Source organism: Corallococcus macrosporus DSM 14697 (assembly GCF_002305895.1).
Lineage (GTDB): Bacteria > Myxococcota > Myxococcia > Myxococcales > Myxococcaceae > Myxococcus > Myxococcus macrosporus.
This window is the reverse complement of record NZ_CP022203.1, coordinates 8,231,552-8,252,953: the sequence shown is the minus strand read 5'-3', so window position 1 is coordinate 8,252,953 and position 21,402 is coordinate 8,231,552. Positions and strand designations below refer to the sequence as shown.

Annotated in this window: 16 protein-coding genes; 6 read left to right on the top strand and 10 right to left on the bottom strand. The window is 71.4% G+C overall.

Translation table 11 applies throughout. The annotated features are described in order from the left end of the window. Positions 1-9 precede the first annotated feature (9 nt). The 4 genes from MYMAC_RS33515 to MYMAC_RS33500 form a co-directional block, all read right to left on the bottom strand. Positions 10-750, bottom strand: a complete 741-nt coding sequence (locus MYMAC_RS33515; RefSeq protein ID WP_157770487.1) for a DUF6484 domain-containing protein — start codon at positions 748-750, stop codon at positions 10-12. Between the two features lie 673 nt (positions 751-1,423). Next, entirely contained in the window at positions 1,424-1,798 is a 375-nt protein-coding gene (locus tag MYMAC_RS33510) for a DUSAM domain-containing protein (RefSeq protein ID WP_095961017.1), read from the bottom strand. Positions 1,799-2,072: 274 nt separating this feature from the next. Continuing rightward, positions 2,073-2,993: a DUF2381 family protein gene (locus MYMAC_RS33505; protein WP_095961016.1), complete on the bottom strand. Its 921-nt coding sequence runs from the start codon at positions 2,991-2,993 to the stop codon at positions 2,073-2,075. 31 nt (positions 2,994-3,024) lie between these two features. After that, on the bottom strand, positions 3,025-4,908 hold the full coding sequence (locus tag MYMAC_RS33500) for a serine/threonine protein kinase (protein ID WP_157770485.1): 1,884 nt from the start codon (positions 4,906-4,908) through the stop codon (positions 3,025-3,027). Between the two features lie 186 nt (positions 4,909-5,094). Between MYMAC_RS33500 and MYMAC_RS33495 the strand changes: the two genes are divergently transcribed. Next, a complete protein-coding gene (locus MYMAC_RS33495; RefSeq protein WP_095961014.1) occupies positions 5,095-5,442 on the top strand; it encodes a helix-turn-helix domain-containing protein in 348 nt (115 codons plus the stop codon). A gap of 6 nt (positions 5,443-5,448) precedes the next feature. Here MYMAC_RS33495 and MYMAC_RS33490 read toward each other — a convergent pair whose 3' ends face one another. From MYMAC_RS33490 to MYMAC_RS33475, 4 genes are all read right to left on the bottom strand, one after another. Beyond that, complete coding sequence (locus MYMAC_RS33490) at positions 5,449-6,642, bottom strand: serine/threonine-protein kinase (protein WP_095961013.1); 1,194 nt, start codon at positions 6,640-6,642, stop codon at positions 5,449-5,451. Positions 6,643-6,763: 121 nt separating this feature from the next. After that, complete coding sequence (locus tag MYMAC_RS33485) at positions 6,764-7,387, bottom strand: MXAN_6652 family MXYO-CTERM-anchored protein (RefSeq protein WP_095961012.1); 624 nt, start codon at positions 7,385-7,387, stop codon at positions 6,764-6,766. A gap of 91 nt (positions 7,388-7,478) precedes the next feature. Next, on the bottom strand, positions 7,479-8,687 hold the full coding sequence (locus MYMAC_RS33480; RefSeq protein ID WP_095961011.1) for an MxcI protein: 1,209 nt from the start codon (positions 8,685-8,687) through the stop codon (positions 7,479-7,481). A 129-nt stretch (positions 8,688-8,816) separates the two neighbouring features. Further along, the gene (locus MYMAC_RS33475) at positions 8,817-10,586 is read right to left on the bottom strand and encodes a CHASE domain-containing protein (RefSeq protein ID WP_095961010.1); all 1,770 of its coding nucleotides are present in this window, start codon (positions 10,584-10,586) and stop codon (positions 8,817-8,819) included. Between the two features lie 177 nt (positions 10,587-10,763). Between MYMAC_RS33475 and MYMAC_RS33470 the strand changes: the two genes are divergently transcribed. After that, entirely contained in the window at positions 10,764-12,332 is a 1,569-nt protein-coding gene (locus MYMAC_RS33470; RefSeq protein WP_095961009.1) for a phytoene desaturase family protein, read from the top strand. A gap of 105 nt (positions 12,333-12,437) precedes the next feature. Next, positions 12,438-13,292 carry a hypothetical protein gene (locus MYMAC_RS33465; protein WP_095961008.1) on the top strand — a complete coding sequence of 285 codons (855 nt, stop codon included), beginning with the start codon at positions 12,438-12,440 and terminating at the stop codon, positions 13,290-13,292. Between the two features lie 21 nt (positions 13,293-13,313). Here MYMAC_RS33465 and MYMAC_RS33460 read toward each other — a convergent pair whose 3' ends face one another. Then, positions 13,314-15,089, bottom strand: a complete 1,776-nt coding sequence (locus tag MYMAC_RS33460) for a methyl-accepting chemotaxis protein (RefSeq protein WP_095961007.1) — start codon at positions 15,087-15,089, stop codon at positions 13,314-13,316. Positions 15,090-15,333: 244 nt separating this feature from the next. Here MYMAC_RS33460 and MYMAC_RS33455 point away from each other — a divergent pair, with 244 nt between their 5' ends. Continuing rightward, positions 15,334-15,525, top strand: a complete 192-nt coding sequence (locus tag MYMAC_RS33455; protein ID WP_013937427.1) for a CsbD family protein — start codon at positions 15,334-15,336, stop codon at positions 15,523-15,525. A gap of 176 nt (positions 15,526-15,701) precedes the next feature. Then, positions 15,702-19,718, top strand: coding sequence for a hypothetical protein (locus tag MYMAC_RS33450; RefSeq protein ID WP_239989178.1), 4,017 nt, complete (start codon positions 15,702-15,704; stop codon positions 19,716-19,718). Between the two features lie 72 nt (positions 19,719-19,790). Here the strand turns inward: MYMAC_RS33450 and MYMAC_RS37315 are convergent, their stop codons facing one another. Beyond that, a complete protein-coding gene (locus tag MYMAC_RS37315; RefSeq protein WP_013937429.1) occupies positions 19,791-19,949 on the bottom strand; it encodes a hypothetical protein in 159 nt (52 codons plus the stop codon). Between the two features lie 539 nt (positions 19,950-20,488). Between MYMAC_RS37315 and MYMAC_RS33445 the strand changes: the two genes are divergently transcribed. Next, positions 20,489-21,394, top strand: a complete 906-nt coding sequence (locus MYMAC_RS33445; RefSeq protein WP_239989177.1) for a universal stress protein — start codon at positions 20,489-20,491, stop codon at positions 21,392-21,394. Positions 21,395-21,402 lie beyond the last annotated feature (8 nt).

The following is a 21,402-nucleotide window of genomic DNA, read 5'->3' as shown; positions in this document are numbered from 1 at the left end:
GCATGCCCCCTAATTGATTTGGATGGAGCCGCCCTGGAGACGGACGACGCCCTCGGCGCACGTCTCCACGCAGGTCCCCTCCAGCAGGATTCGCCCGCTGCGCAGGAGCGTCAGGCGCGCCTTGCCACACCGCAGGACGAGGCGCTCCCTGCCTTGGATGACCTGGATGTCTGCCTCATCGTCGCTCGGGCGGTGGCCCGCTGCAGGATGGCTTTCTGCTTCGGCCTGGCCCCCTCGGGCGTCCGGCACACCCGGCGTGTGGACCTGAACCGCCATGCCCTTGATGCGCACGGCGCCCTCCGCCGAGGTCTCGACGGACGTTCCCTGCAGGGAGACCTTCCCGTTGCGCAGCAGGGTGACGGCAGCGTCCCCGCAGCGCAGCACGAGCCCGTCCCGGCCTTGAATGACGTGAGCGGGCGACTCGGCGGTCTCAATCCGCGCGCCCGGAATCGCATCCAGGCGTGAGGCCCGCGGCGCAACGGGCAGCAGCGCCATGATGATGGGGAGCCGCGGGTCTCCCTCCTCGAAGCGGATCTCCACTGGTTGCCGTGACTCGACGGCAGCCTTGATTCCCTCTGCGTCCATCCGCACGGCCTTGCGTGCTACGCGAGGGCCCACCGGATTGCCGTCGAAGTCCACCACCGGCCGACCTTCGCCGTCCGTCCCAATGATGTGCCCCTGGCGGCTCTCCCAAAGAGGTTCCAACGCCACCTCGTGGGAGGTGACGTGCAAAGGCAACAGGCGACTCATGAAGACTCCCCCCACTTCGAAACGCAACTCCATGGCGCTGGATGGACAGCGTGAATAGGTAAGGCTTTCCGACCCTCATGGAGGCTGGACGCCCCCGTGGCGCGCAGCGATTCAAACCGGCTTGCTTTCTCCAATGCAACTCTACCGGTCCGGGCTGACTCGCAGTGCATGCGGGGTGCTCGGTGTGAAGTGCCCTACCCAAAGTTTAATTGCCCCCGTCAAATCGGACAGCTCGGAGGTAAAGCTGCAGCGGGTGTGTCATGGGTCGGGGGCCTGACCGAGGCTGCGCCCCACGGACGTGACGGTTCGTGCTGTGAGGCGCGGTCACCCGCCCGAAGCATTTCGCTTCGGAGGGGGCATTCTCGCTGGGCTCAGGTGTGTGTGGGGGGGGGGCGTGCCGCCAGCGAGGCGAAAGACTCGGTGGAGTGAGAGTAGGTATCCGGCCTCCGAGCCCCGTCCACGCAGGGGCCACACGGTGCGCCGGTTGGCGCTGTTGAGCACCCGTGCCAGGACGGCGCGCGCGGGCTCCTGGATGACGGCATCCACGGTCATGGGGGGGCTCCAAATGGAGTCCAGGCGTGCTCCCCGGTTCGACGCGTGTCCCGCTCTGCCGGATGACATCGGCGCAGAGGGCCCGGAGGACCTCTCCCAGGGAGCGCTCCTGACGAGGACGCTACGCCTCGTCGTCCATGTCTTCGAGTTGGCCTTGTGCAAGCTCCCGGTAGTACGGCACGACTTCGACGGCCAACACGTCACGCATGAGCTTCCGCGCGCTGTCGTAATCGCCAACACGCTGGTGCTGCCACATCACATGCAGCGCATCCGTGAGCCTGTTCGAGCCCTCCGTGATGCGGCGTGTGGCCTCATGCATCAGCGCCAAGACGCCCTCATCCGTGGCCAACGCAGCGTCAGCATCGCGGATGGCGACCTCTTGCGCGGTCTTCAGCAGCAGTGAGCGCACTTCCTCTGTGAGCACGAGAGGCTCGCCGTTCCGCAACACGCGGTGGGAAAGGGCACGGAGCGAATTCCATTGAGGGCGCTCGGTCATGAGGTCATCACCTCTTCTTCCGCTTGGGGCCGCACACTTCAATAGGCCAGTCCTGCTGGCCTTCACACATGCGAAGGCAGTCGTAGCAGGGCCCGGCAAACAGCCCCTCCTTGCAGTCGCCGTAGTTTCGAATGCAGCGGCGCCTCCACTCGGGAAGGTCCGCATTGTGAGAGTCGTCCTGTGCTGTCACCCACGACACGTTGGACCCGCGTTTGGAGTGCCGTGTGCGAGGACACGGGCGGTGCATGGAATGACGACCGCCCGGCGGCCTCGCTCACGGAAACATCACGTTACCCAGAATGACGGAGCGCTTGTCGCCCTCCGCCCAGACCGTCAGCGTGTAGGGGCCCGGGCTCATGGTGTCCGTGGCCTCCGCCTCCACGATGAATTGGCCTGGTATGCCCGCGGCGGTGGGCGCCTCCTGCCACACACGGAGCACGCGGAGCGCGGCCCCCTCGCGGGGAACCAAGGTTGCGCCCCGGGCCTCCCATGGCGCGCCCCCCCGCAGTTCCTCACACTCGACGGCCACCGCCACCCGGGCAGCGGCACGGTAGGTCGTCGCGGTCCTGACCTTGAGCGTGTTGCGCGGATGGCGCAGGAGGTGTTCATCATTCCAACGCGCCCGCACGCCATTCTTGTCCAGATGCCTGATGGCCAGCATGCCGGTGAGGCCATCTGGCAGGCTCCGGGCAGCCTCCATTCGTACCAGTTCTTCTCGCAGGCGGCGCACCTCCCCCTCCTTCTCCAGCAACTCGGCGTGGAGTGAGTCCGCGCTTCGGGCGTGTCGGTGGATTTCCACCTGACGGTCGGCCAGGGTGGGGTGGGGCACCAACCGGAAGGTCGCGCTCGCGGGCGCGGCGCCATCCGCGAAGTGGACGGTCAGCCGCAGCGCCTCGCTGTCCTCCACGCTCGCGGAGGGCATCAGCGTCAGGGTGTCACCCGCCAACCGCACGCGGGTGAAGCGCTGCTCGTTCTCCAACTCCGCGCGGGCCACGGGCGTGTCGAAGAGCAGCAGCGTGCCCACTCCTGGGCTGATGCGCACTTCCAGGGGCTGCGCGGCGAACCGAGGGGCTTGGAGGCCCACCGTGAGGCGCCGCGCTGCCGGTGCCCATGGGGCGGCAGTGGACAGCGGGGGCGCGGCGGTTTGGGTCGTGAGGAGTGAGTGAACGAGCAGGACCGCCGCGGAGGCATTCATCACGGGAGACCCCAGGTGTTGGAACGCGGGGTCACTCGAAGCGCCTCACCAGCCTCAATCCGCTGGCGGAGCGGATGATGGGCTCCGCGGGGAAATGGTTTCCCGCCACGCGAGGGTGGCCGCGCAGGTCGTCGCCCGGATAGAGCAGCTCGATGCACACGGGGAAGCGCTCGCCATTCATCTCTGCCTCCGTGAAGCGGCCGTAGACCCGCTCACTCACGATGAGTCGTCCGCTCAGGGTCGCACCCGCCAGGGGATAGGGTGTGGCCCCGACGCGGAGTCGGACCCATCCCTCGCGCACGGTGACGTTCTTCGGCTCCCCACGGGCGAAGTGCACGCTGCCCAGCTCACCGATGCGGAGACCTCGCGCCTCCATGGCTTGCACCGCGCCCTCCGGGCACGGCTCGGAGGGGGGCGCGGGGCGCACCTCGGGCCCACTCTGGCAGGCCAACGCGGTGCATGTGGCGGCCGTGATGGCGGCGCGCCGGGCCAGCGAGCCCACCGAGCGTGATGGCTGTGACGGGGGCGGAGAGGAGGGAGCGAGGTCTGGCTTCTTCACGGGTGAGGCTTCCTTCGGGGCGCGCGCCATGGGAGCGGCAGCGGTCGCGGGGAGATGGGCCGCCGATGTGGGCGGGGCCGCGGCTCGGACAGCTTCCGGTGAGGCATGGGTTGACGCCATTTCTGGGCGCTCCCTGCCCACTGGCCGCGCGCCTTCGCGTCGCGTGAGCGCCCATGCGAGCGTCAGCGCGGTCAGGAGGCCCACTGTCAGCGCCAGCGCGGCGGGCCTCCAGCCGCGAGGGGTTCTCAGCGAAATCCGCGCGCCCCCCGGACGTGGCGCCACCTCCTCCCGTGCGTCCCCTGGACTCGCGCGGCCACCCCCGGCGGAGGGCCGGGCGCGCCCCGGTCGTCTGCCACGCCTGGGCGGAGACAAGGCGGGCTCACCCTGGTGCAGCCAGGCCTCCAGCCCACCCTGGGGCGGAGGCGGCACGGCGGGCGCGGGCGCCTCCTCCCACGACGCGCACAGCGGCCTGTCCCACTCGCCGTCCGCGGCGGCCAGCGCCAGCTCCAGGGCCTCGGCCAGGGCGGCGGCGCTGGGGAAGCGCGCCGTGGGCTGCTTCTCCAGCAGCCGCGAGCACACCGCGTCCAGCGCGTCCGGCACCCTCGGGTTCACGGCGCGAGGCGCTTCAGGAGGCTGGGAGATGACGTGCTCCACCTCCGAGGGAGTCCCGGGGGCGGGGAAGGGGGCGTGGCCCGTCAGCACCCAGTAGAGGACCACGCCCAGCGCGTACAGGTCATCCGCGGCGGTGGGCGCGTAGTGCGCCCCCTCCACGTCCGCGTGTGATTTGCGGAAGGCCAGCGCCTCCGGGCTGCGGTACTGCGGCGTGCCGGGCGGGAGCACCCCCCAGGTGAGGCGGGGCGCGCCGGGGTAGGAGCCCACGCCGAAGTCCACGAGCACGGGCGCCCCGGTGGCGTCGCGCACCATGATGTTGGACTCCTTGAGGTCCCGGTGGAGGACGCCCGCCGCGTGCGCCGCCGCGAGCCCCCGGGCCAGCCCCAGCGCCAGCGCCGCCGCCTGCCGAGGACTGGGGTTCTCCTCGTCCACCCACTGGTTCAGGGGCCGCCCCTCCACCAGCTCCATGGCCAGGTAGAACCACTCGGGGGCGGTGTCCCGCCACAGGCCGCACGCGTGGAAGCGCACGACGTTGGGGTGGTCCAGCCGCCGGAGGATGTCGACCTCCCGGTGGGCCCAGCCGCCCAGCGCGGCGAGCGACTGGAGCTTCAACGCGAAGCGCGCGTCGCCCCGCCGGGCCCGGAAGACGGCGCCGCAGCCTCCCATCCCAAGCAAGGCCTCCACGACGAAGCCACCCACCTGGGTGCCGATGGCCACGTCCCCTCGAAGGCGCCGGGCCATCATGGGCCTCCTCCCGGGCATCCGCTCCGGTGCGCGTCCCTCCTGACAGGGGCCTCGCCTCCCGGGCGCATGGGGGCTGTCTCTCGATGAGCTGCGCGCGGCGGCATGGGCGGAGGCGCGAGTTTATCTCCTCAAGAACTTCCCAGGTAGAGCCTTGTCTTCCCGCCGGGTGCGCTAGCTTCCCCTCACATGGACGAGCAACTGGGCATGATGGTGGGCAAGGCGGCGCGCGAGGCGCGGGCACGTCTGGGATTGACCCAGGTGGAGGTGGCGGCCATGGTGGACATGCACCCCATGGTCTACAGCCGCGTGGAGCGGGGGAAGATGGTGCCCAGCGCGGGCATGCTGCGCCGCCTCAGCATGGTCCTCCGCGTCTCCACGGATGAGCTGTTGGGGCTGGCCCGGCCCGGCAAGGAGGCGCGGCGCGACCTGGAGAAGGAGCCGCCGCTGCTCCGCCGGCTGGTGACGCTGGCGCGCGAGCTGGACGAGCCGCAACTGGAGGCGCTCATCACGATGGCCCGCGCGCTGGGCAGATAGGAGGCGTCAGGGCTCGGTCGTCTCACCGAAGCGGGCCGCTCCGAGCTCATGCGCCTCCAGCTTCGAGGAGAAGAACCGCTCGTCACCGGGCTCCGCCTCGTCGCGGTGCTGGCTGGCGTCGGTGATGAGGCGCGCGAGCTCCTCGGCGGCTTCCTTTCGGCCATAGGGGCGGCCGCCAATGGACTCCTGGGCCTGGACGAGGCACTCCCGCAGCGCGTCGCGCATGTCCTCCGCCGTGGCGTAGCGCTCAGCGGCGGGTTTGCGGAGGGCCTTCCCCAGCACGGCCCGGAACCCCTCGGGCAGCCCGCTGGTTGCCTCCTCCACGTCGTCTGGCGTGAAGGCGTCCATCAGCATCATCAGGTGTGTGAGCGGCAGCGAGGGTTCCTCCTCCACGGGGGCCCGGTGCCGCGAGGGAGGCGGCTTTGCCGGCGTCTCCAGGGCGTCATGGAAGAGGTGGCGCCCGGTGGCCAGCTCAAGCAGGACGAGCCCCAGTGAGAAGAGGTCCGCCGCGGGCGTGAGGGGCAGGCAGCTCAGGTACTCCGGAGAAGTGTAGGCGGCATCTCCCTTGCGCAGGCCACCCCGGGTCTCCTCGCGCCCGGCCAGATGGGTATAGGCCGCGCCGAAGTGCGTCAGCTTCACCTCCCCACCCAACCCCACGCTCACGTTGCGTGGGCTCACGTCCCGGTGCACCAGCCCCAGCCGCGCCCCCTGGTCATCCTCCAGTCTGTGCGCGTAGGCCAATGCGTCGGCGACCTCCGCCCCTACGTACAGGGCGAAGGCGGTGGAGACCGGCTGGCGCCGCAGGGCCATCAAGCTCAGCACGGCATCCAGGGTGGGGCCGTCCACGTACTCCATGATGACGTAGGGTTTGCCTGACTGGACGGTGAACAGGTGGACCCTGGCGATGGCCGCGTGGTTCAGCCGGTAGGCCAGTTGGACCTCCTCGACCAGCCGCTGTCTGCGCTCGAACGTGGCGGGCGAGCGCACGCGCCGGATGAGGACGGGGCCGCTCAGGCCGTGGCGCTCCTGCCGCTCGGCCAGCATGAGGACCTCGCCGTTGGGGCGGGTGTCCAGGGTGCGGACATAGACGTACCGCGTGTCCGCGACCTGGAAGAGGGTCGGCCGTCGCTCGGGATGCGCGCGTGCCCGCTCCTCCTCGGTAATCAGGTGCGAGCGGAGCTGCGAGGGGTGGGTGGGCACGGAGACTCCCGATTGAGGGTGTAAACCTCCGCAGTTTACATGGCGATGGGCGTCAGGTGAAGAGGCGCCTCTTCACCTCGCCGGTCGCACGCGCCTCACCCACCCGCTGGAAACGATGTCCTCAGCTCCGGCGGCGGCGCGGCAGGGCCACGGGTGATGCGGCCACCAGGAGCGCCCACAGCGGCGCGCTGCCCGCGGCGGCGCAGCCTCCGCCTTCGTCGTCGCCCTCATCCGGGCCCGCGTCGGGCGTGCCCTGGCCCACCTTCACGCTCAGCTTCGTGGTGGCGGCGCGGTCTCCGTCGGTGTGGAAGTCCGCGTTGGCGGAGTTGCCGGCGCCGAAGAGGGTGAGGGTGACGTCCGTCGCGGGCGCGACGAGGCTGAAGTTGAAGCGCAGCTCGTTGTCCGTGAAGGGCTGGGGCTGGGTGTGGGTCAGCTCCACGCCCAGCTTCTTCGTGTTCGCGCCGGGCTGGAGGGTGGCCGCCGCGCTGTCCACGGCGATGCCCACGCCGCCCGTCCTGGCCGGGCCGCCTCGGATGATGAAGGTGTACTGGCCGGTGGCGCCCGGCGCGAGCGTGGCGGGCCCTTCAATGGCGACGGTGGGCAGTTCCCCACCCTGGTGGCAGGTGCTGCACGTGGGGCCATCCTTGCCCGTCTGCCCGGTGACACCCGTGCTGGTGGCGAAGGCAGGCAGGGACCACAGCGAAGACACGACGACGACGCCCGCGATGCGGAACGGAAGACGCATGGACACTCCAGGAGAGGGTGGAATAGAGGGTGCGGCGACAGGGGCTCCGCGGCGTGCGCGGAGCCCCGGGGACTTCCGTGGGCGGCGGGGACTAGCGGAGCTGGACCAGCGAGAAGGACAGGCCCCGCGTCGTCAGCGTGGACCGGCCGTGGTCACCCAGCACGTGCAGCGTCGTGGTCGCGGAGCCCGCGCCGAACTCCGTGTAGAGCGTCTGGCTCTCGGTGTGGAAGAGGAAGCTGCTGCCCGAGGTGGCCGGGAACTGGGTGGCGTGCGTCGCCGCCAGCGTGGACAGGTCGAGCTGCCACCACTGCCAGCCCGCGCCGCTCGCGACGCCGCGGGGGTGCGTGCCCTCCAGCACCGGGGCGACGCCCTCATCCAGCACGCGCAGGTACGCCGTGCCCGACGGGCCGGGGACGAGCGAGCCCGCGGTGCCGCCGCCCGCGAGCGCCGACAGGGGGCGGTAGAAGTCCGCGTCGAACGTGCGCGTCCGCGGGTCGAAGCGGAGCAGGCACGGCTCCGGCACCTCGTCGCCCTGCGTCCGGCGCACGGCCGCGCCATAGGCCTCCGTCGCGAGGTACACCTTGCCGTCGGGGCCGAGCACCGGGTCATGCGTGTAGCCGCAGCGCGGGTCCGTGGCGATGGTCGCCGTGTCCGTCGCCGTGTCCACGCTGACCACGCCCGCCTGCTGGGTGATGCCCACGCCCACCGCGGGGCGCCAGCCCACCGGGACGATGAGCTGCCCGTCGTGCGAGAGCACCGAGCCCGAGAAGGCCATCTCCGTGCCCTCGATTTCCAGCTCACCCAGCGGGATGCTGCCGGTGACGCTCATTGCCGTGGGGTTCCAGATGACGACCTGCGCGGTGATGCCGTCGAAGAAGTACGCCTTCGTGTCCGACACGAACTGGAAGTTCGCCTGGTACTCGCCCAGCGACATGACCCCCAGGCTGGCGAAGCTCACCGTGCCCGTCTGCTCCAGGCCGCCCGCCTCGGTGAGCGAGTAGCGCGTCACGGTGGGGCTGTCGTCCGACACCACGTAGACGTGGCCCGACTTGCGGACGCCCACGCCCAGCGCGCGGCCCGTCACGGGGATGGCGCCGTCCAGCGACAGCTCCGCGCTCCGCTCCGCGTCCCGCGTCACCACCACGTAGCTCACCGCCGGGTCGGCGTTCAGGTCCTGCGTGGTGATGGCATACAGCGACCCGGTGGAGTCATCGCCCGAGTCGTCACAGCCTCCCAGCAGGGACAGCGCGAGCGCCGCGGCGGAGAGTCGCGAGGACGAACGGTTGAACAAACGCTTCATGAAGACGGCCTTCCTGAATGTGGAGTGGGGCGCCGTTTCACCGGGAGCGGACCTGTGGGGTCATGGTGAAAACGATACGCATTCTCAATTTCAGGAGCTGTTTAGGCGGAATTCGTGAAAAGTCAAGAATCAGACGTGAGGGCCCGTTCGCGGCAGCACGACGGTGAAGGTGGCGCCCTGGCCCGGGGTGCTGGCCACGCTGATGCGGCCGCCCAGGGCCTCCACGAGCTGGCGGGTGATGAAGAGCCCCAGGCCCAGCCCGCCGTAGTGGCGGCTGGAGACGGCGCGCTCGAAGCGGCCGAAGATGCGCTGCGCGTCCTCGGGGGGAAGGCCGATGCCGCGGTCCTTCACCTCCAGGGTGGCGTGCGTGGCGTCCCCGCGCAGGCGCACGTCGACGGGGGCGCCCTGGCCGTACTTGAACGCGTTGGACAGCAGGTTGGTGAGCACCTGCTCCAGCCGCATCCTGTCCCACCGGCCCACCACGGGGCCGGGCGAGTCCACCGCCAACCCGGCGCCCGCTGCCTGGGCTTCCGTCTCGAAGCGGCGGACGCACTCGCGCACCAGCTCGTCCAGGTCCACGGGCTCCAGGTCCAGCTCCAGCCGTCCGCGCGCCAGCCGGGACACATCCAGCAGGCTGTCCACCAGGTTCGCCAGGCGCGAGGTCTGCCGCTCACTCGATTGCACCCGCTGCGCCAGCTTCTCCAGGTCCGGCGGGGCCTCGGCGCGAAGCTGGCGGTACAGCAACTGGAGCTGGAGCTTGAGGTTGGTGAGCGGCGTGCGCAGCTCGTGCGCGGCGATGCTGAGGAAGTCGTCGCGCACCTGGACCGCGGCCCGGGCTTCTCCCGTCAGCCGCCGTTGCTCCTCGTTGGCGGCCTCGGCGGCGGCCCGGGCGCGGACCTGGGAGCGGGTGATGAGGAACAGCAGCAGCGTCACCAGCAGCCCGGCGCCCAATACGGTGCCGAGCTGCCCGGTGGCGCTGGTGGCGGCGAAGGCCTGGCGCGCGGTGAAGCGCAGCGTCCAGCGCTGGCCGGCCACTCCCAGGTGAACGTCCTGTTGGAAGGCGGGGTCGCGAATCGACGCGGGCGGGACGGACGCGAAGAGGAGCGCGTCGTCGCGGACCTCCGTGCCGTCGTACACCGCCAGCTCGATGGTCTCCGGGTAGCCCGTGAAGTGCAGCTCGTCCGTCAGGTCCTCCATGGTGATGGGGAGGTAGACGAAGCCGCGCAGGTGTTCGGTGGGGGCCCCGTCGGGCAGGGTGTCCCTCGGGCGGCTGTAGACGGGGACGAAGAGGACGAAGCCCACGCGGCCCTGGGCGTCCTCCCACTCCGGGATGAGCCGCACCCTGCGGGTGGCGGCCATCTGCCCCGTGTCCAGGGCGCGCAGCATGGCGGCCCGGCGGCTGGGCTCGGTGAGCATGTCGAAGCCCAGGCCCCGCTGGGTGCGCGTGTCCAGGGGGTTCATCATGACGATGGCGGTGTAGGCCTCGCGCGGGCCCGGGGGCCACACCGTGTGGCCCGGCACCCGCCTGTCGCGGACCTCCTCGTCGTACTGGGCCAGGTCCTCCGGCCGCAGCCACCGCGCGAAGCCGATGCCCTGCAGCCCCGGGAAGTCGCGGTTCAGCTCCAGGCTCTCCATGTAGGCGTCGAACTCCTCCCGGTCCACGTAGTGGCTGCCGGTGAACAGCCCCAGCACCCCCAGGAGCAGCGCCTGGTTCAGCTCCAGGCGCTGCTGGAGGGCCAGCACTCCGTCATGGACCGCGCCGTCGAAGCGGCGCAGGCGGCGCTCGTCGAGGCTCTGCCGGACATAGACGGCCGACACGGCGGTGATGAGCAGCCCCACCAGGACCGAACAGTAGGCGGCGGCGTTGCGCCGCGGGTGGGCGGAGAGGTGCGGTGGCACGGTGGCGCGGGAAGGCTGGAATGGTGTTCGCCTGGGTGCCAGTGCCGGGCGGTGCGCTTGTAACGTCCTGGCCGGTTCGCGCGTTCGCCAGCGGAAGGAGCGGGTGGAATTTCGTTCACCCGGGTACCGCGGGCCCCCGGCATCCGGTAGGCCACCGCGGCGAACGAGGGAGGCAGCGTGCGTCACGTCATCGTCGTGGGAGCCGGACCGGGAGGCCTGTCAGCCGCCATCAACCTGGCGGGGCAGGGCTTCCAGGTCACCGTGGTGGAGAAGGACGCGGTGCCCGGGGGCCGGATGAAGGGGCTGACGCTGGGGGCGGCGGGCGAGTACGCGGTGGACACCGGGCCCTCCATCCTCCAGTTGCCGGGCGTGCTGGAGCAGATATTCCGGCGGGCGGGGCGGCGGCTGGAGGACTACGTGAAGCTGCTCCCGCTGGACGTCAACACGCGGGTGCACTTCTGGGACGGGACGCACCTGGACACCACGCGCCACCTGGACCGGATGGAGGCGGAGCTGGCGAAGTTCGGCCCGCGGCAGGCGTCCGCGCTGCGCCAGTGGATGGCGGACGGGCGGGAGAAGTACGGCATCGCCTACGAGAAGTTCATCTGCACCTCCGCGGACAACCTGGGCTACTACGCGCCGTGGCGGCTGGCGCCCACGCTGCGCTTCAAGCCGTGGCAGACGCTGTACCGGCAGTTGGACGGCTTCTTCCACGACGACCGGGTGACGTACGCCCTGGCGTACCCGTCCAAGTACCTGGGCCTGCACCCCACGACGTGCTCGTCGGTGTTCAGCGTGATTCCCTTCCTGGAGCTGGCCTTCGGCGTGTGGCACGTGGAGGGCGGCTTCCGGGCGCTGGCTCGCGGCATGATGCGCTGCGCGGAGGACTTGGGCGCCACCTTCCGCCTGGGCACGCCGGTGGAGAAGGTGCGCGTGGACGCGGGCCGCGCGGTGGGCGTGAAGCTCGCGGGCGGCGAGGTGCTGGAGGCGGACGCGGTGGTGGTGAACGCCGACCTGGCCTACGCCGCGCGGTCGTTGATTCCGGCGGAGGCGCGGGAGGGCTCGCGGCTGACGGACGCGGCGCTGGAGAAGGCGAAGTATTCGTGCAGCACCTTCATGGCGTACTACGGCCTGGACACGGTGTACGCGGACCTGCCGCACCACCTCATCTACCTGTCGGAGTCCGCGCGGCGCACGGACCGGGACGCGCTGGAGGACCGGCACGTGGACGTGGAGGACCCGCCCTTCTACGTGTGCAACCCGGGGGTGACGGACCCGTCCGGCGCGCCAGCGGGCCACTCGACGTTGTACGTGCTGGTGCCCACGCCGAACACGGGGCGCCCGGTGGACTGGGCGAAGACGGAGCAGGCGCTGCGCGAGCGCATCCCCGCGATGCTGGAGAAGGTGGGGTTGAAGGGCGTGCGCGAGCACCTCCGCGAGGAGCGCTACTTCACCGCGGAGACGTGGCGGGACGACTTCAACGTGTTCCGGGGCGCGGTGTTCAACCTGTCGCACACGTGGCTGCAGTTGGGGCCGCTGCGGCCGAAGGTGAAGAACCGCGACATCGAGGGGCTCTACTTCGTGGGCGGCGGCACGCATCCGGGGAGCGGCCTGCTGACCATCATGGAGAGCGCGAACATCGCCGCGGACTACCTGACGCGCGAGGCGGGCAAGGGGCCGCTGCCGGGCTGGCCGTATGTGCCGCCGCTGGAGCCGGAAGCCGCGCCCCAGGCTCGCGCGGGCTGAGCGGCCAGCGCGCCGGGCGAGCGGGCGGGGAAGGGCCGCCCGTATACGCCGGGCATGGTGGATGCGAAGCTGGCAACTGTTCCTCCAGGACGGGAGTCGCGCGGCATGCCCTTCTTCATCCCATTCGCGGTGGGTGGCCTGGTGCTGACGGCGCTGGGGCTGGGGGTGCGGAAGGTGCTGTCGGAGCCCCGCGCCGAAACGCCCGAGGACGCCCGCCTGGGCGAGGCGCGTGCGCGGCACCGCGTGGCCGTGGCCGCGCTCCGGGCGGACCGGCTCCAGGTGCGTGACGGCGTGGCCGCCTACGGCGCGCTCCAGGCGCGGGTGCACGCGGAGGTGCTGGTGCCCTTCGGGGCGCTGCTGGAGCGGCTGGAGCGCTGGGGGCACGCGCGGGACGCCGAGCTGCTCGACGCCGAGTCCCTGGACGCGCTGCGAGCGCTCCTCCAGGAGTCTCCCTCCCTCGCGGCGAGGCGGGAGTGGCCCCTGCTGGGCGCGGGCGTCGCCGTGCCCGCCGAGCTGGAGCCCGCGCTGGCGTGGCTGGACCGGGGCTGGCTGGACGAGGACGCGCCGCCGGTGGTGCTGGACGGGACGCCGCTCTACGAGACGGCCTCGGCGCGCTTCATCCTGGCCGGGTGTGCTCCGGAAGAAGGCGCGCGGGCGCTCGACGAGGCCTCCGCGCTCCTGGGACGGACAACACGCTTCCTGGGCGCGCTGCGCACGCGGCTGACGGCGCTGGAGCAGCGGGTGGCGGGGCTGCACGGGCGGGCCTCGGCGCAGCTCGCCTACCTGGACGCGGCCAGCTTCGAGGGGGGCGCCGAGGAGCCTCGGGAGCGGCTGGGCCGGCTGGCGGTGCTGGTGGGGCGGCTCGCCGTGCTGCTGCGCGCGCCGGTGCTGAGCCCCGAAGGGCGGCTGGCGCCGCTGCTCCCCTCGGGTGGGGAGGACGACGCGCCGGTTGACGGCTGAGGCGGTGGTGGCGCCGCCGCGTCAGACGTAGCGTTCAGCCAACTGCGACACCTGCCCCGTCGCGTGGCTCACGGCCGAGGCCGCCTGCTGCGTGGTGTCCAGGTGCCGCAGCGTGTCCGTCGTCAGCTCGTCCAGCTCGCGCACCGCCGCGAAGAGCTGGTCCACGCCCGCGTGCTGCTGCGACACGGCCTCCGTAATCTGCCGCACCGCCGCCGCGGACTCCTTGGACAGGCCGGCCAGCTCGCGCAGCCGCTCGCCGCTGTGGCGCAGCGGCTCCAGCGCCTCGGCCACGCCCTCCGCGCCCTGGTCCGACATCGCCGTGGCCTGCTGGGTGGCGGTGGCCATGCCCTCCAGCAGCCCGCGCACCTGGTTGGTGGCCCGGATGGACTGGTCCGCCAAATCGCGCATCTGCCGCGCCACCACGCCAAAGCCCTTGCCGTGCTCGCCCGCGCGCGTGGCTTCAATCGCCGCGTTGATGGCCAGCATGTGGGACTGGTCCGCCAGCGACTTCACCACCTCCGACACGCGGCCCACCTCGCGGGCGCGCTGCTCCAGGTCCAGCATCTGCTCGTGCAGCCCGGTCGCGATGTCGTGGATGACGGTGAGGCCCTTCTCCGTGCCGGCCAGCGACTCCTCGCCCAGCTTGCCCACGGCGGCGGCGCGCTCGGCCACCTGGAGGATGCTGGTGGCGCGCGAGTGCGTGACGTGGGACGCCTGCTGGATTTCCTGCGCGGTGGCGCGCGCCTGGTGCAGCGCCGCGGCCTGTCGCGACAGCGTCTGGTTCTGCTGGGAGCTGGCCAGGGACAGCCGGTTGCCCGCCTCGGCCAGGTCCCCCGCGGAGGCGCGCAGCGAGCGCGGCATCTCCTGGAGCCGCTGATAGAGCTGCCACGTGGAGGCCGCCAGGTCGCCCACCTCGTCGGTGGACACCCACTGCGGCGGCGCGGCGCGGCCCTCCACCAGGGCCTCCAGGGACGCGCCCACCGCGCGCGAGCCCCGCGCCAGCCGGCGGGCCGCCCAGGCCGCGGTGAGGATGGAGCCCAGCGCGGCATACCCGCCGAGCACCACCACCGGCCGCACCAGCTCCGCCTCCAGGGGCCCCACCGTGGCCCGCACGCGCTCGGCCGCCGCGGTGTCGCCCTGCGCCGCCAGGTCCTCCGCCAGCGCGCCCATGCCGCGCTCCAGGCGCAGGTGCAGCGTGACGATGCTGGCCAGACAGGTGATGAGCAGCGCCGAGACGACCATCGCCGGCAGCAGCCAGAGCTGACGCGGCGCGAAGCCCTCACCCGCGGGCTTCGTGCTGGGCGCGCGTTGGTAGGCGTCCAGCACCGTGGGCTGCATCACCCGCTCGAAAAGCATGTACGCCAGCGGGCTGCTGAAGAGCCCCGCGCTCACCGCCACCGCCACGCCCACCATCACCACCGACGCCGGCCGGTCCAACAGCAGCACCGCGCCGCCGTTGAAGAGGATGCCGCCCAGCGTCCACGACACCATCATCTCCACGAAGGCGATGGCGGAGGGGATGCGAATCAGCCGCTCCACCCGCTGCGTCCCCTGCGAGGCCATGGCGCGCTTCATCAGCCACGGCATCACGACCAGCGGCTGCACCACCGCGCACAGCCCGAGCACCACCGGGGTGATGATGCCCAGGAATATCTGGAACTCCCTCGCACCCGAGAGGTCGAGCAACTGCATGTCGACGTACACGGCGGGGGTGAAGGCCACCGTCGTGACGACAGACCGCAGCAGGTAGAGCCGGCGAAGCAGGGCGCCTGGAGTCGGAAGCGGGGGGGTGGCCATCGGGAAGCGGTGCTCCTGGGTAGCGTTGACCCCAGCGTGCGACCCGGAACGCCCGCCGTCAATGTTCAGTCACGCTCCGTCTCATCCAGCCTGCGCGGAAATACCGACATGTCGTGCCCGGCCTGCCCGGCGCTGGCCCGGCCGCCCGTGGGGCGGGCAGGTGGGCGAGGCCTTCCTGTCCGCGCTTCCAGGAATGCCCACACTCTGGCTCCAACGCGCTGTCTGGAGTGAAAGGAGACCTGTCATGGGCGAGTGGACCGACAAGGCCAAGGGGAAGGTCAAGGAAGTGGCCGGCGTCGCGAGCGGCGACCGTGAGCTGGAAGCCGAGGGCAAGCGTGACTCCGCCAAGGGCGCCGTCAAGGGCAAGATTGAGGACGCCAAGCGCGTCATCAAGGACGCGGTCGACTCCGACAAGCCGCGCCGGGACGAGCCCTAGCCGTCCTCCTGCCCGGCCTTCACCGGGCACCTGCATGTGAGGGATTCGGGCCGCGAGGAAGGTCTCCTCGCGGCTCGTTTCATTTCGGATGAGGACCAGGATTTCGCGTTCCCTCCGTATCCGCTCCTGGACGGCCATCCTCGCCGTCGCAGGTCCGAACGAGGGGGAAATCCTCCATGCATGTGTCGCGAATTTCGACGTTGAGGGGAGACGTGTGCCCGCCTGGCGCGCACGCGTCCGCCAGGCGCGGGCGGTCGCGCTGGTTCCACGGCCTGCTGGCCGCGGTGGCGCTCTGGGGTTGCGGCGAGCCCGCGCCCGGGGCCACGGCGCCGTCCGATGGCCCCGTCGCGGCGCGGACCGTCGAGGACGGCCTGGCCTGCACGCCGGAGGACCTCGAGACGGGCGACTGGGCGTGTACCGGCGGCTTCACCTACAGCCTGGAATGTCACGCGCAGCACTCGAGCGTGGCCTGCGGCGCGGACACCAGCCCGAAGACGTGTACGTCGTACGGCACCTGCCAGCACACAGACTTCGGCTACGCGCTGGGCGTGCACGAGGCCGTGCTGCCGCTGGGCACGCGAGACGACTTCTCGTGTGAGAACCCCGCCCGGAACCACATGATGGCGAACGCGCCCGCGTCCACGTGGGGCGGCATCACCTGGCTCTGGTACATCGGCGGCAAGCCCGGCGGCGGAGGCACGGAGTCCGCCCGCGCGGGCGGTGAGGACTTCAAGGGCGCCGCGCCAGGCGTGGGCGAGGAGTACTGCTACATCACCTTCTACAACTACCCCACGGCGCTGGGGACGGGCACCGGCCCGCAGTGCGGCACGGTGGAGGAGGCCTGCACGGTGGCCTGCCTCAACCCCCGGACGTGTCAGGTGGACGGCGCCTGGGTCACCAGCGCGACGCAGTGTGGAGCGATGATTGGCCCCTGCGGCGCTGGCAGCGGCCCGCAGCTCAACGGCACCTGCCGCGACGTCAGCCACGGCCTGGCGCCGGACGCGGACTGCGGTCCGGGCTTCGGGGAGGGCCAGGCGCCCGCCACCGCCACGGTGGCGCAGGTGCAGGCGCAGGCGGCGGCGCAGTGGGCCGCGTCGGGGAGCCGCGGCGCGCCCGTGTATGACGCGCCCATCACCTGCTCGGAGTGCCACAGCCTCTCCTCGCTGTCCGCGCAGGAGGTGAACCGGCGCGTCTACGCGGCGGCGGCCATGGCCAACGAGCACCCGCGGCTGCACCTGCTGGCGGGCGCGGCGTACTTCCTGGCCCGTGACAACCCGGCGCTCTCCCAGGCGGACCTGACGGCGGGGCTCAACGCCATCTCCACCGCGCTGAACGTCTACCCCTTCGACCCGGCGAACGACGGCTCCGGCCCCCGGGTGCGGACGATGATTCGCATGCTCGCGCGGGCCCAGCCGCACCTGTCCACCGCGACGGCGCCGGGCCGCGCGCTGCGGGCCTATGCGCGCGCGCTGCTGGCCAGCATGCACAACGGCCTGGACCTGGAGCGGGGGCTCGCCAACGCCCAGTCCTTCGTGGACCGCTACGGCGAGGTGGAGGCCTTCACCGAGGACACCTGGTCCAAGCTGCATGACCTGGCCCAGGGCAACGCCGCGCTGGCGGCGGCGGTGAATGGCGGAGGGATTGGCGCGGGCGTGGGCTTCCAGACGAGCCACACCGCCGCGCAGATGCTCGCCGCCAAGCCGCTGGGGCCCCTGGCGGCCTTCGTCCTGCCGCGCCTCGGGCCGGATGGCCGGCTGTCGGTGACGCCGGAGGACGCGCGGGGGTTCGTGACCACCGCGTCCACCGCGGGGCTGGCCGCCGTGGAGCAGTACTCGGACATGCTCCATGACTTGAACACCGCCGAGCAGGCGTACCGCGCCGCCATCGCGCTGAAGCGGCCCGCCCAGCAGGGGCAGTCCCTGGATGAAGGCGGCGGCGAGCCCGAGGCGGCGTCACTGACGACCCTGGCCACGCCGGAGGAGACGGCGCTCGCGGAGGCCATCGCGGCGGCGAAGACGCGCGGGACGTCGTTGAAGGAGACGCTCGGTGGCGTGAAGGAGGGCGTGTCGGTCGGCCTGGGGCTGGTGGCGGAGATCCTCAAGATTGATGGCCAGACGCAGCTCGCCTCGGACATCGTGCGGTTCAGCAAGGCGCTGGGCACCACCCTGGAGTCGGTGGCGAAGTACGCGGAGAGCTCCATCAAGGTCGCGGAGAAGGTCGCCGGCTTCCTCGACGCGGGCGTGAAGGGCTTCCAAATCATCGGCGCCGCCGTGTTCACCGGCCAGATTGTCGGCGCGGTCATCCAGCTCTTCTCCATCCTGCGCAAGCCGGCCGAGCCGCCCATCGAGCAGGTCATCCTCACGGAGCTGCGCAAGCTCCATCAGCTCGTCGTGGAGCTGCAGGGACGGATGCTCAGCCGCTTCGACCGGGTGGACCGCAAGCTCAATGACATCCACCGCGACATGCACTCCCGGTTCGCCCTGGTGGACTGGGAGCTGGGCCGGGTGAACCAGAACGTGGAGGAGGTCCAGGAGGCGCTGTACGCGCTGCACGCGGGGCTGAACCGCGTGGACCAGAACATGTACGAGTACTTCACCGACACGAAGAACGACGCCTTCGAGTACGCGGCCTGGACCTACCTGGGCTGGAACTCGCGCCACCCCACCCCCATGCGCTACGAAGAGGAGTTCGTTCCCGCGGAATCCCGGTTCTCCATCTGGGGCGCGGTGGACGCGCACGTGTCCACGGTGCTCGCGGGCATTGATGGACGCGGCTCCAACCCGGACATCAGCCCCGCGGACGAGCTGTCCACGCACAAGCTCTCCTACAACATCAACTACCTGCGCGAGTTCCCCGCGCAGTTGGGGCTGTCCATGCTGCACCCCGAGCGCATCTCCAGCCCGAAGGACTGGATGGCGGGCGCTGAGGCCTACGCGCAGCTCTTCGAGGAGCAGCCCGTGCTCGGCGCGCAGATGCTCACGCCCCGTCACAACGAGCTCATCGCCCAGGGCACGAAGCTCGAAACGGCGCTGAAGAACATCGGCAAGCCGCTGTTCGCCGGGATTCACACTCGCTACACGGCCGACTGGGCGTGGATGAAGACGCTCCTCGAAAACGCGGAGACCACGTGGCGCAATGACCCCGGCCGGGGCATGTACGGCATCGACCTGTGGGGCGTGCCCGAGCAGGAGCCGGCGACGCACTTCCTGAAGCAGGGCGAGAAGCCCATCGTCCCCTGCGGCGGCGGCCAGTGGGGCGACTACAACGGCGACGGCGCCGCGGACTACCTGGGCGTGGACCCGGCCCGCTGGAACCACGACGTGCTCCGCCCGCTGCTCATCGCGGACAACATGAACGTGGACGGCGCCTCCATCGACCTGTGTGGTGAGGGGAGCTGGCAGCTCTACTCGGAGGTCTTCACGGGCCTGGGCGGCTTGTACGAGCGGAAGTACCGGCTGGAGTCCACGGTGTACGTCCGCTACACCTCCTGGGACAGCGCGACCAGTTCGTGGAAGTCCGAGCGCGTGTTCGCGCACCGCTTCACCGGGGGCCAGGAGTTCGTCGCCATGGTGCGCGGGCAGGACCGGCCCACCTACAACCCCAACAACGCGCAGAATCCCCAGGAGTGGATGGTGAAGCGCTGGGGCTACGTCTCGCAGAACATCGCGTCGTCCGACTACGCCATGGCCACTGCCTTCCGCGGCGCCATCCGCACCCGGATGGTGGACGAGCTGAAGTCCCAGCAGCGCCAGTTCTACGGTTCCATCGCGACGCGGATGAACCAGGCCGGCGACGCGCTGCAACTCCAGGCGAAGCGGATGACGGGCACTCGCATGGTGTGGCAGGCCTACGCGGCGCTGGCGCTGCCGCTGTCGCTGGAGCACGACGAGCACCTGCGCGGCCTGCTGTACGGCGAGGACGCCGTCCTCTCCGGGCACGACACCCTGCAGGACGTGGAGGTCGTCCCGGTGATGAACGACGTGATGGACATGTACGCGCTGTTCAGCACCGCCGCCGTGCTCCCGGCCCACGACATCCTCCAGGACCTGCACCCGGCGGTGACGTCGCGGGCGGACCGGCTGAAGGTCGCCATCGACGCGTCCCTGGATGCGCAAGCCCAGGCCGGTGGCCCCGAGGCGAGCGCCTGGGTGGAGCCGACGCTGCTGCGGCTGCGGCTCAGCGTCCCGCAGTGACGCTGGCGCGGTGACATGACCTGAGGTGACGCGGGCCGCGGGGGCACTCCTCCGCGGCCCGCGCTGCTTCCGCTACCGCTTCATCACCGGAGGACAGGCCACCTCGAGGAACGTCGTCGACTTTCCGCTCAGCATGACCCACAGGCAGCGCAGCACGCAGCCCGTCCCGAACTCCCGGTAGATGAGCCCCAGGTTGGCGACCACCTCTCGTCCGGTGATGACCCCGCGCATGGCACTTCCCCCTTCTTCGGCGTTCCACCGCCCCGCCCGACCGCACCCTTCGCTGCCCGCCGGACCCCTCTGCAAAGTACCGGCCGTGCTCCGCCCGGACCTTCTGTCGCGCTTCGGACGTGCCAAGCAGGCCAAGCCCCGTGGAGGACGCCTGCCCTCCGCCACCGTCAGGGGGTACGGCGGCCCGGCCGCTGGAGATTTTTCAGGGGGCCGTTGCACGCGAGACGAACGACTCGTTCCATCGCACCCCCGCGCACCGCGCGGTGTTCCCTGGGTGGAGGTGGGCAGGTCCGGGAGGCCTGCCCGGCCGAGGCCTTTGCGGCACGCCGGGCCTGGTGGCGCCCGGCGCGCGGCGCCTGAATCTTGGGGTGTGGAGCGGGGCGCGGAGGACGCGGCCGCCCACGGAGCGGCGGAGCGACCGGACACCTCCGGGATGCTGCGAGGCGTCACCGCCATCGCTACACGCACACTGACACGGTGGGTCTGGCGGAAGGGAAGGAGGGAGTGAGATGAGGTCGTCACAGTTTTCGAGGCCGGCGTTGCCGCTCCTCCCTCCGGGGCTCGCCCGGGGGCAGCGGGGCCTGTCGCGGGTGGTGGTGGGCACGGACTTCACGCTGCGCTCCGAGTTCGCCCTGGCGCGCGCCCTGCGCCTTCCCCTGGGACACGGCGGTGTCTTCTGCGTGCTGCACGTGGCCCCTGTGCTGGATGGGCAAGGGGGGCCTGGTGGGACGCAGTCCGGCGAGCGCTGCCTGCGCAAGGCCGTGGCGTCCGTGTGCAGGCGGCTGCGCAACCGGGTGGACGTCGAGGTGCGGGAGGAGCTGGGGCACGGAGACCCGGTGGAGGTGGCGTCGGCGGTGGCGCTGGCCTCGGGCGCGGAGCTGGTGGTGGTGGGCCGTCCGCACGTGACGTACCCGGTGCGCGAGCTGGCGGCGGAGTCCACGGTGCGGCGGATGGCGCGGCGCCTGGGCGTCTCCGTGCTGGTGGTGGTGCCGCACCCGGTGCGGCCCTACGGCAGGCCCCTGGTGGCGGTGGACTTCTCGCGCGAGTCGCGCAGGGCGTTGGAGCTGACCTTGCGCCTGTGCCCCGCGCCGGCGCCAGTGGACGTGTTGCATGTGGCGGACATCGGCGAGCAGGAGGCGGCGCTGCGCCGCGCCAACGCGCCGGCGGAGCGGGGGTTGATGCTGCGGCAGGAGCGTGAGGACCAGGCGAGGGTGGCGCTTGGCCGCTTCCTGGCGCCCTACCGGGAGGCGGGGCGCGAGCTGGAGGTGCGGGTGCGCTGCGGCGAGCCGGCCGAGGGCATCCTGGCGGAGGCGTCGGAGCGGGGCTCGGACCTGCTGGCGCTGGCGATGTCCGCCGTGGAGGCGCGCACGCCGCTGACGGAGCGGGTGTTGGCGCGCGCGGGCTGCGACGTGCTGGTGTCGCGTCACCTGCTCCCCGCATCGTGAAGCGGGGC

Coding starts and splice junctions, on each gene's coding strand:
- MYMAC_RS33515 (WP_157770487.1), bottom strand. CDS start 750: ATGAGTCGCCTGTTGCCTTTGCACGTCACCTCCCACGAGGTGGCGTTG.
- MYMAC_RS33510 (WP_095961017.1), bottom strand. CDS start 1,798: ATGACCGAGCGCCCTCAATGGAATTCGCTCCGTGCCCTTTCCCACCGC.
- MYMAC_RS33505 (WP_095961016.1), bottom strand. CDS start 2,993: ATGAATGCCTCCGCGGCGGTCCTGCTCGTTCACTCACTCCTCACGACC.
- MYMAC_RS33500 (WP_157770485.1), bottom strand. CDS start 4,908: ATGATGGCCCGGCGCCTTCGAGGGGACGTGGCCATCGGCACCCAGGTG.
- MYMAC_RS33495 (WP_095961014.1), top strand. CDS start 5,095: ATGGACGAGCAACTGGGCATGATGGTGGGCAAGGCGGCGCGCGAGGCG.
- MYMAC_RS33485 (WP_095961012.1), bottom strand. CDS start 7,387: ATGCGTCTTCCGTTCCGCATCGCGGGCGTCGTCGTCGTGTCTTCGCTG.
- MYMAC_RS33480 (WP_095961011.1), bottom strand. CDS start 8,687: ATGAAGCGTTTGTTCAACCGTTCGTCCTCGCGACTCTCCGCCGCGGCG.
- MYMAC_RS33465 (WP_095961008.1), top strand. CDS start 12,438: ATGCCCTTCTTCATCCCATTCGCGGTGGGTGGCCTGGTGCTGACGGCG.
- MYMAC_RS33460 (WP_095961007.1), bottom strand. CDS start 15,089: ATGGCCACCCCCCCGCTTCCGACTCCAGGCGCCCTGCTTCGCCGGCTC.
- MYMAC_RS33455 (WP_013937427.1), top strand. CDS start 15,334: ATGGGCGAGTGGACCGACAAGGCCAAGGGGAAGGTCAAGGAAGTGGCC.
- MYMAC_RS33450 (WP_239989178.1), top strand. CDS start 15,702: ATGCATGTGTCGCGAATTTCGACGTTGAGGGGAGACGTGTGCCCGCCT.
- MYMAC_RS37315 (WP_013937429.1), bottom strand. CDS start 19,949: ATGCGCGGGGTCATCACCGGACGAGAGGTGGTCGCCAACCTGGGGCTC.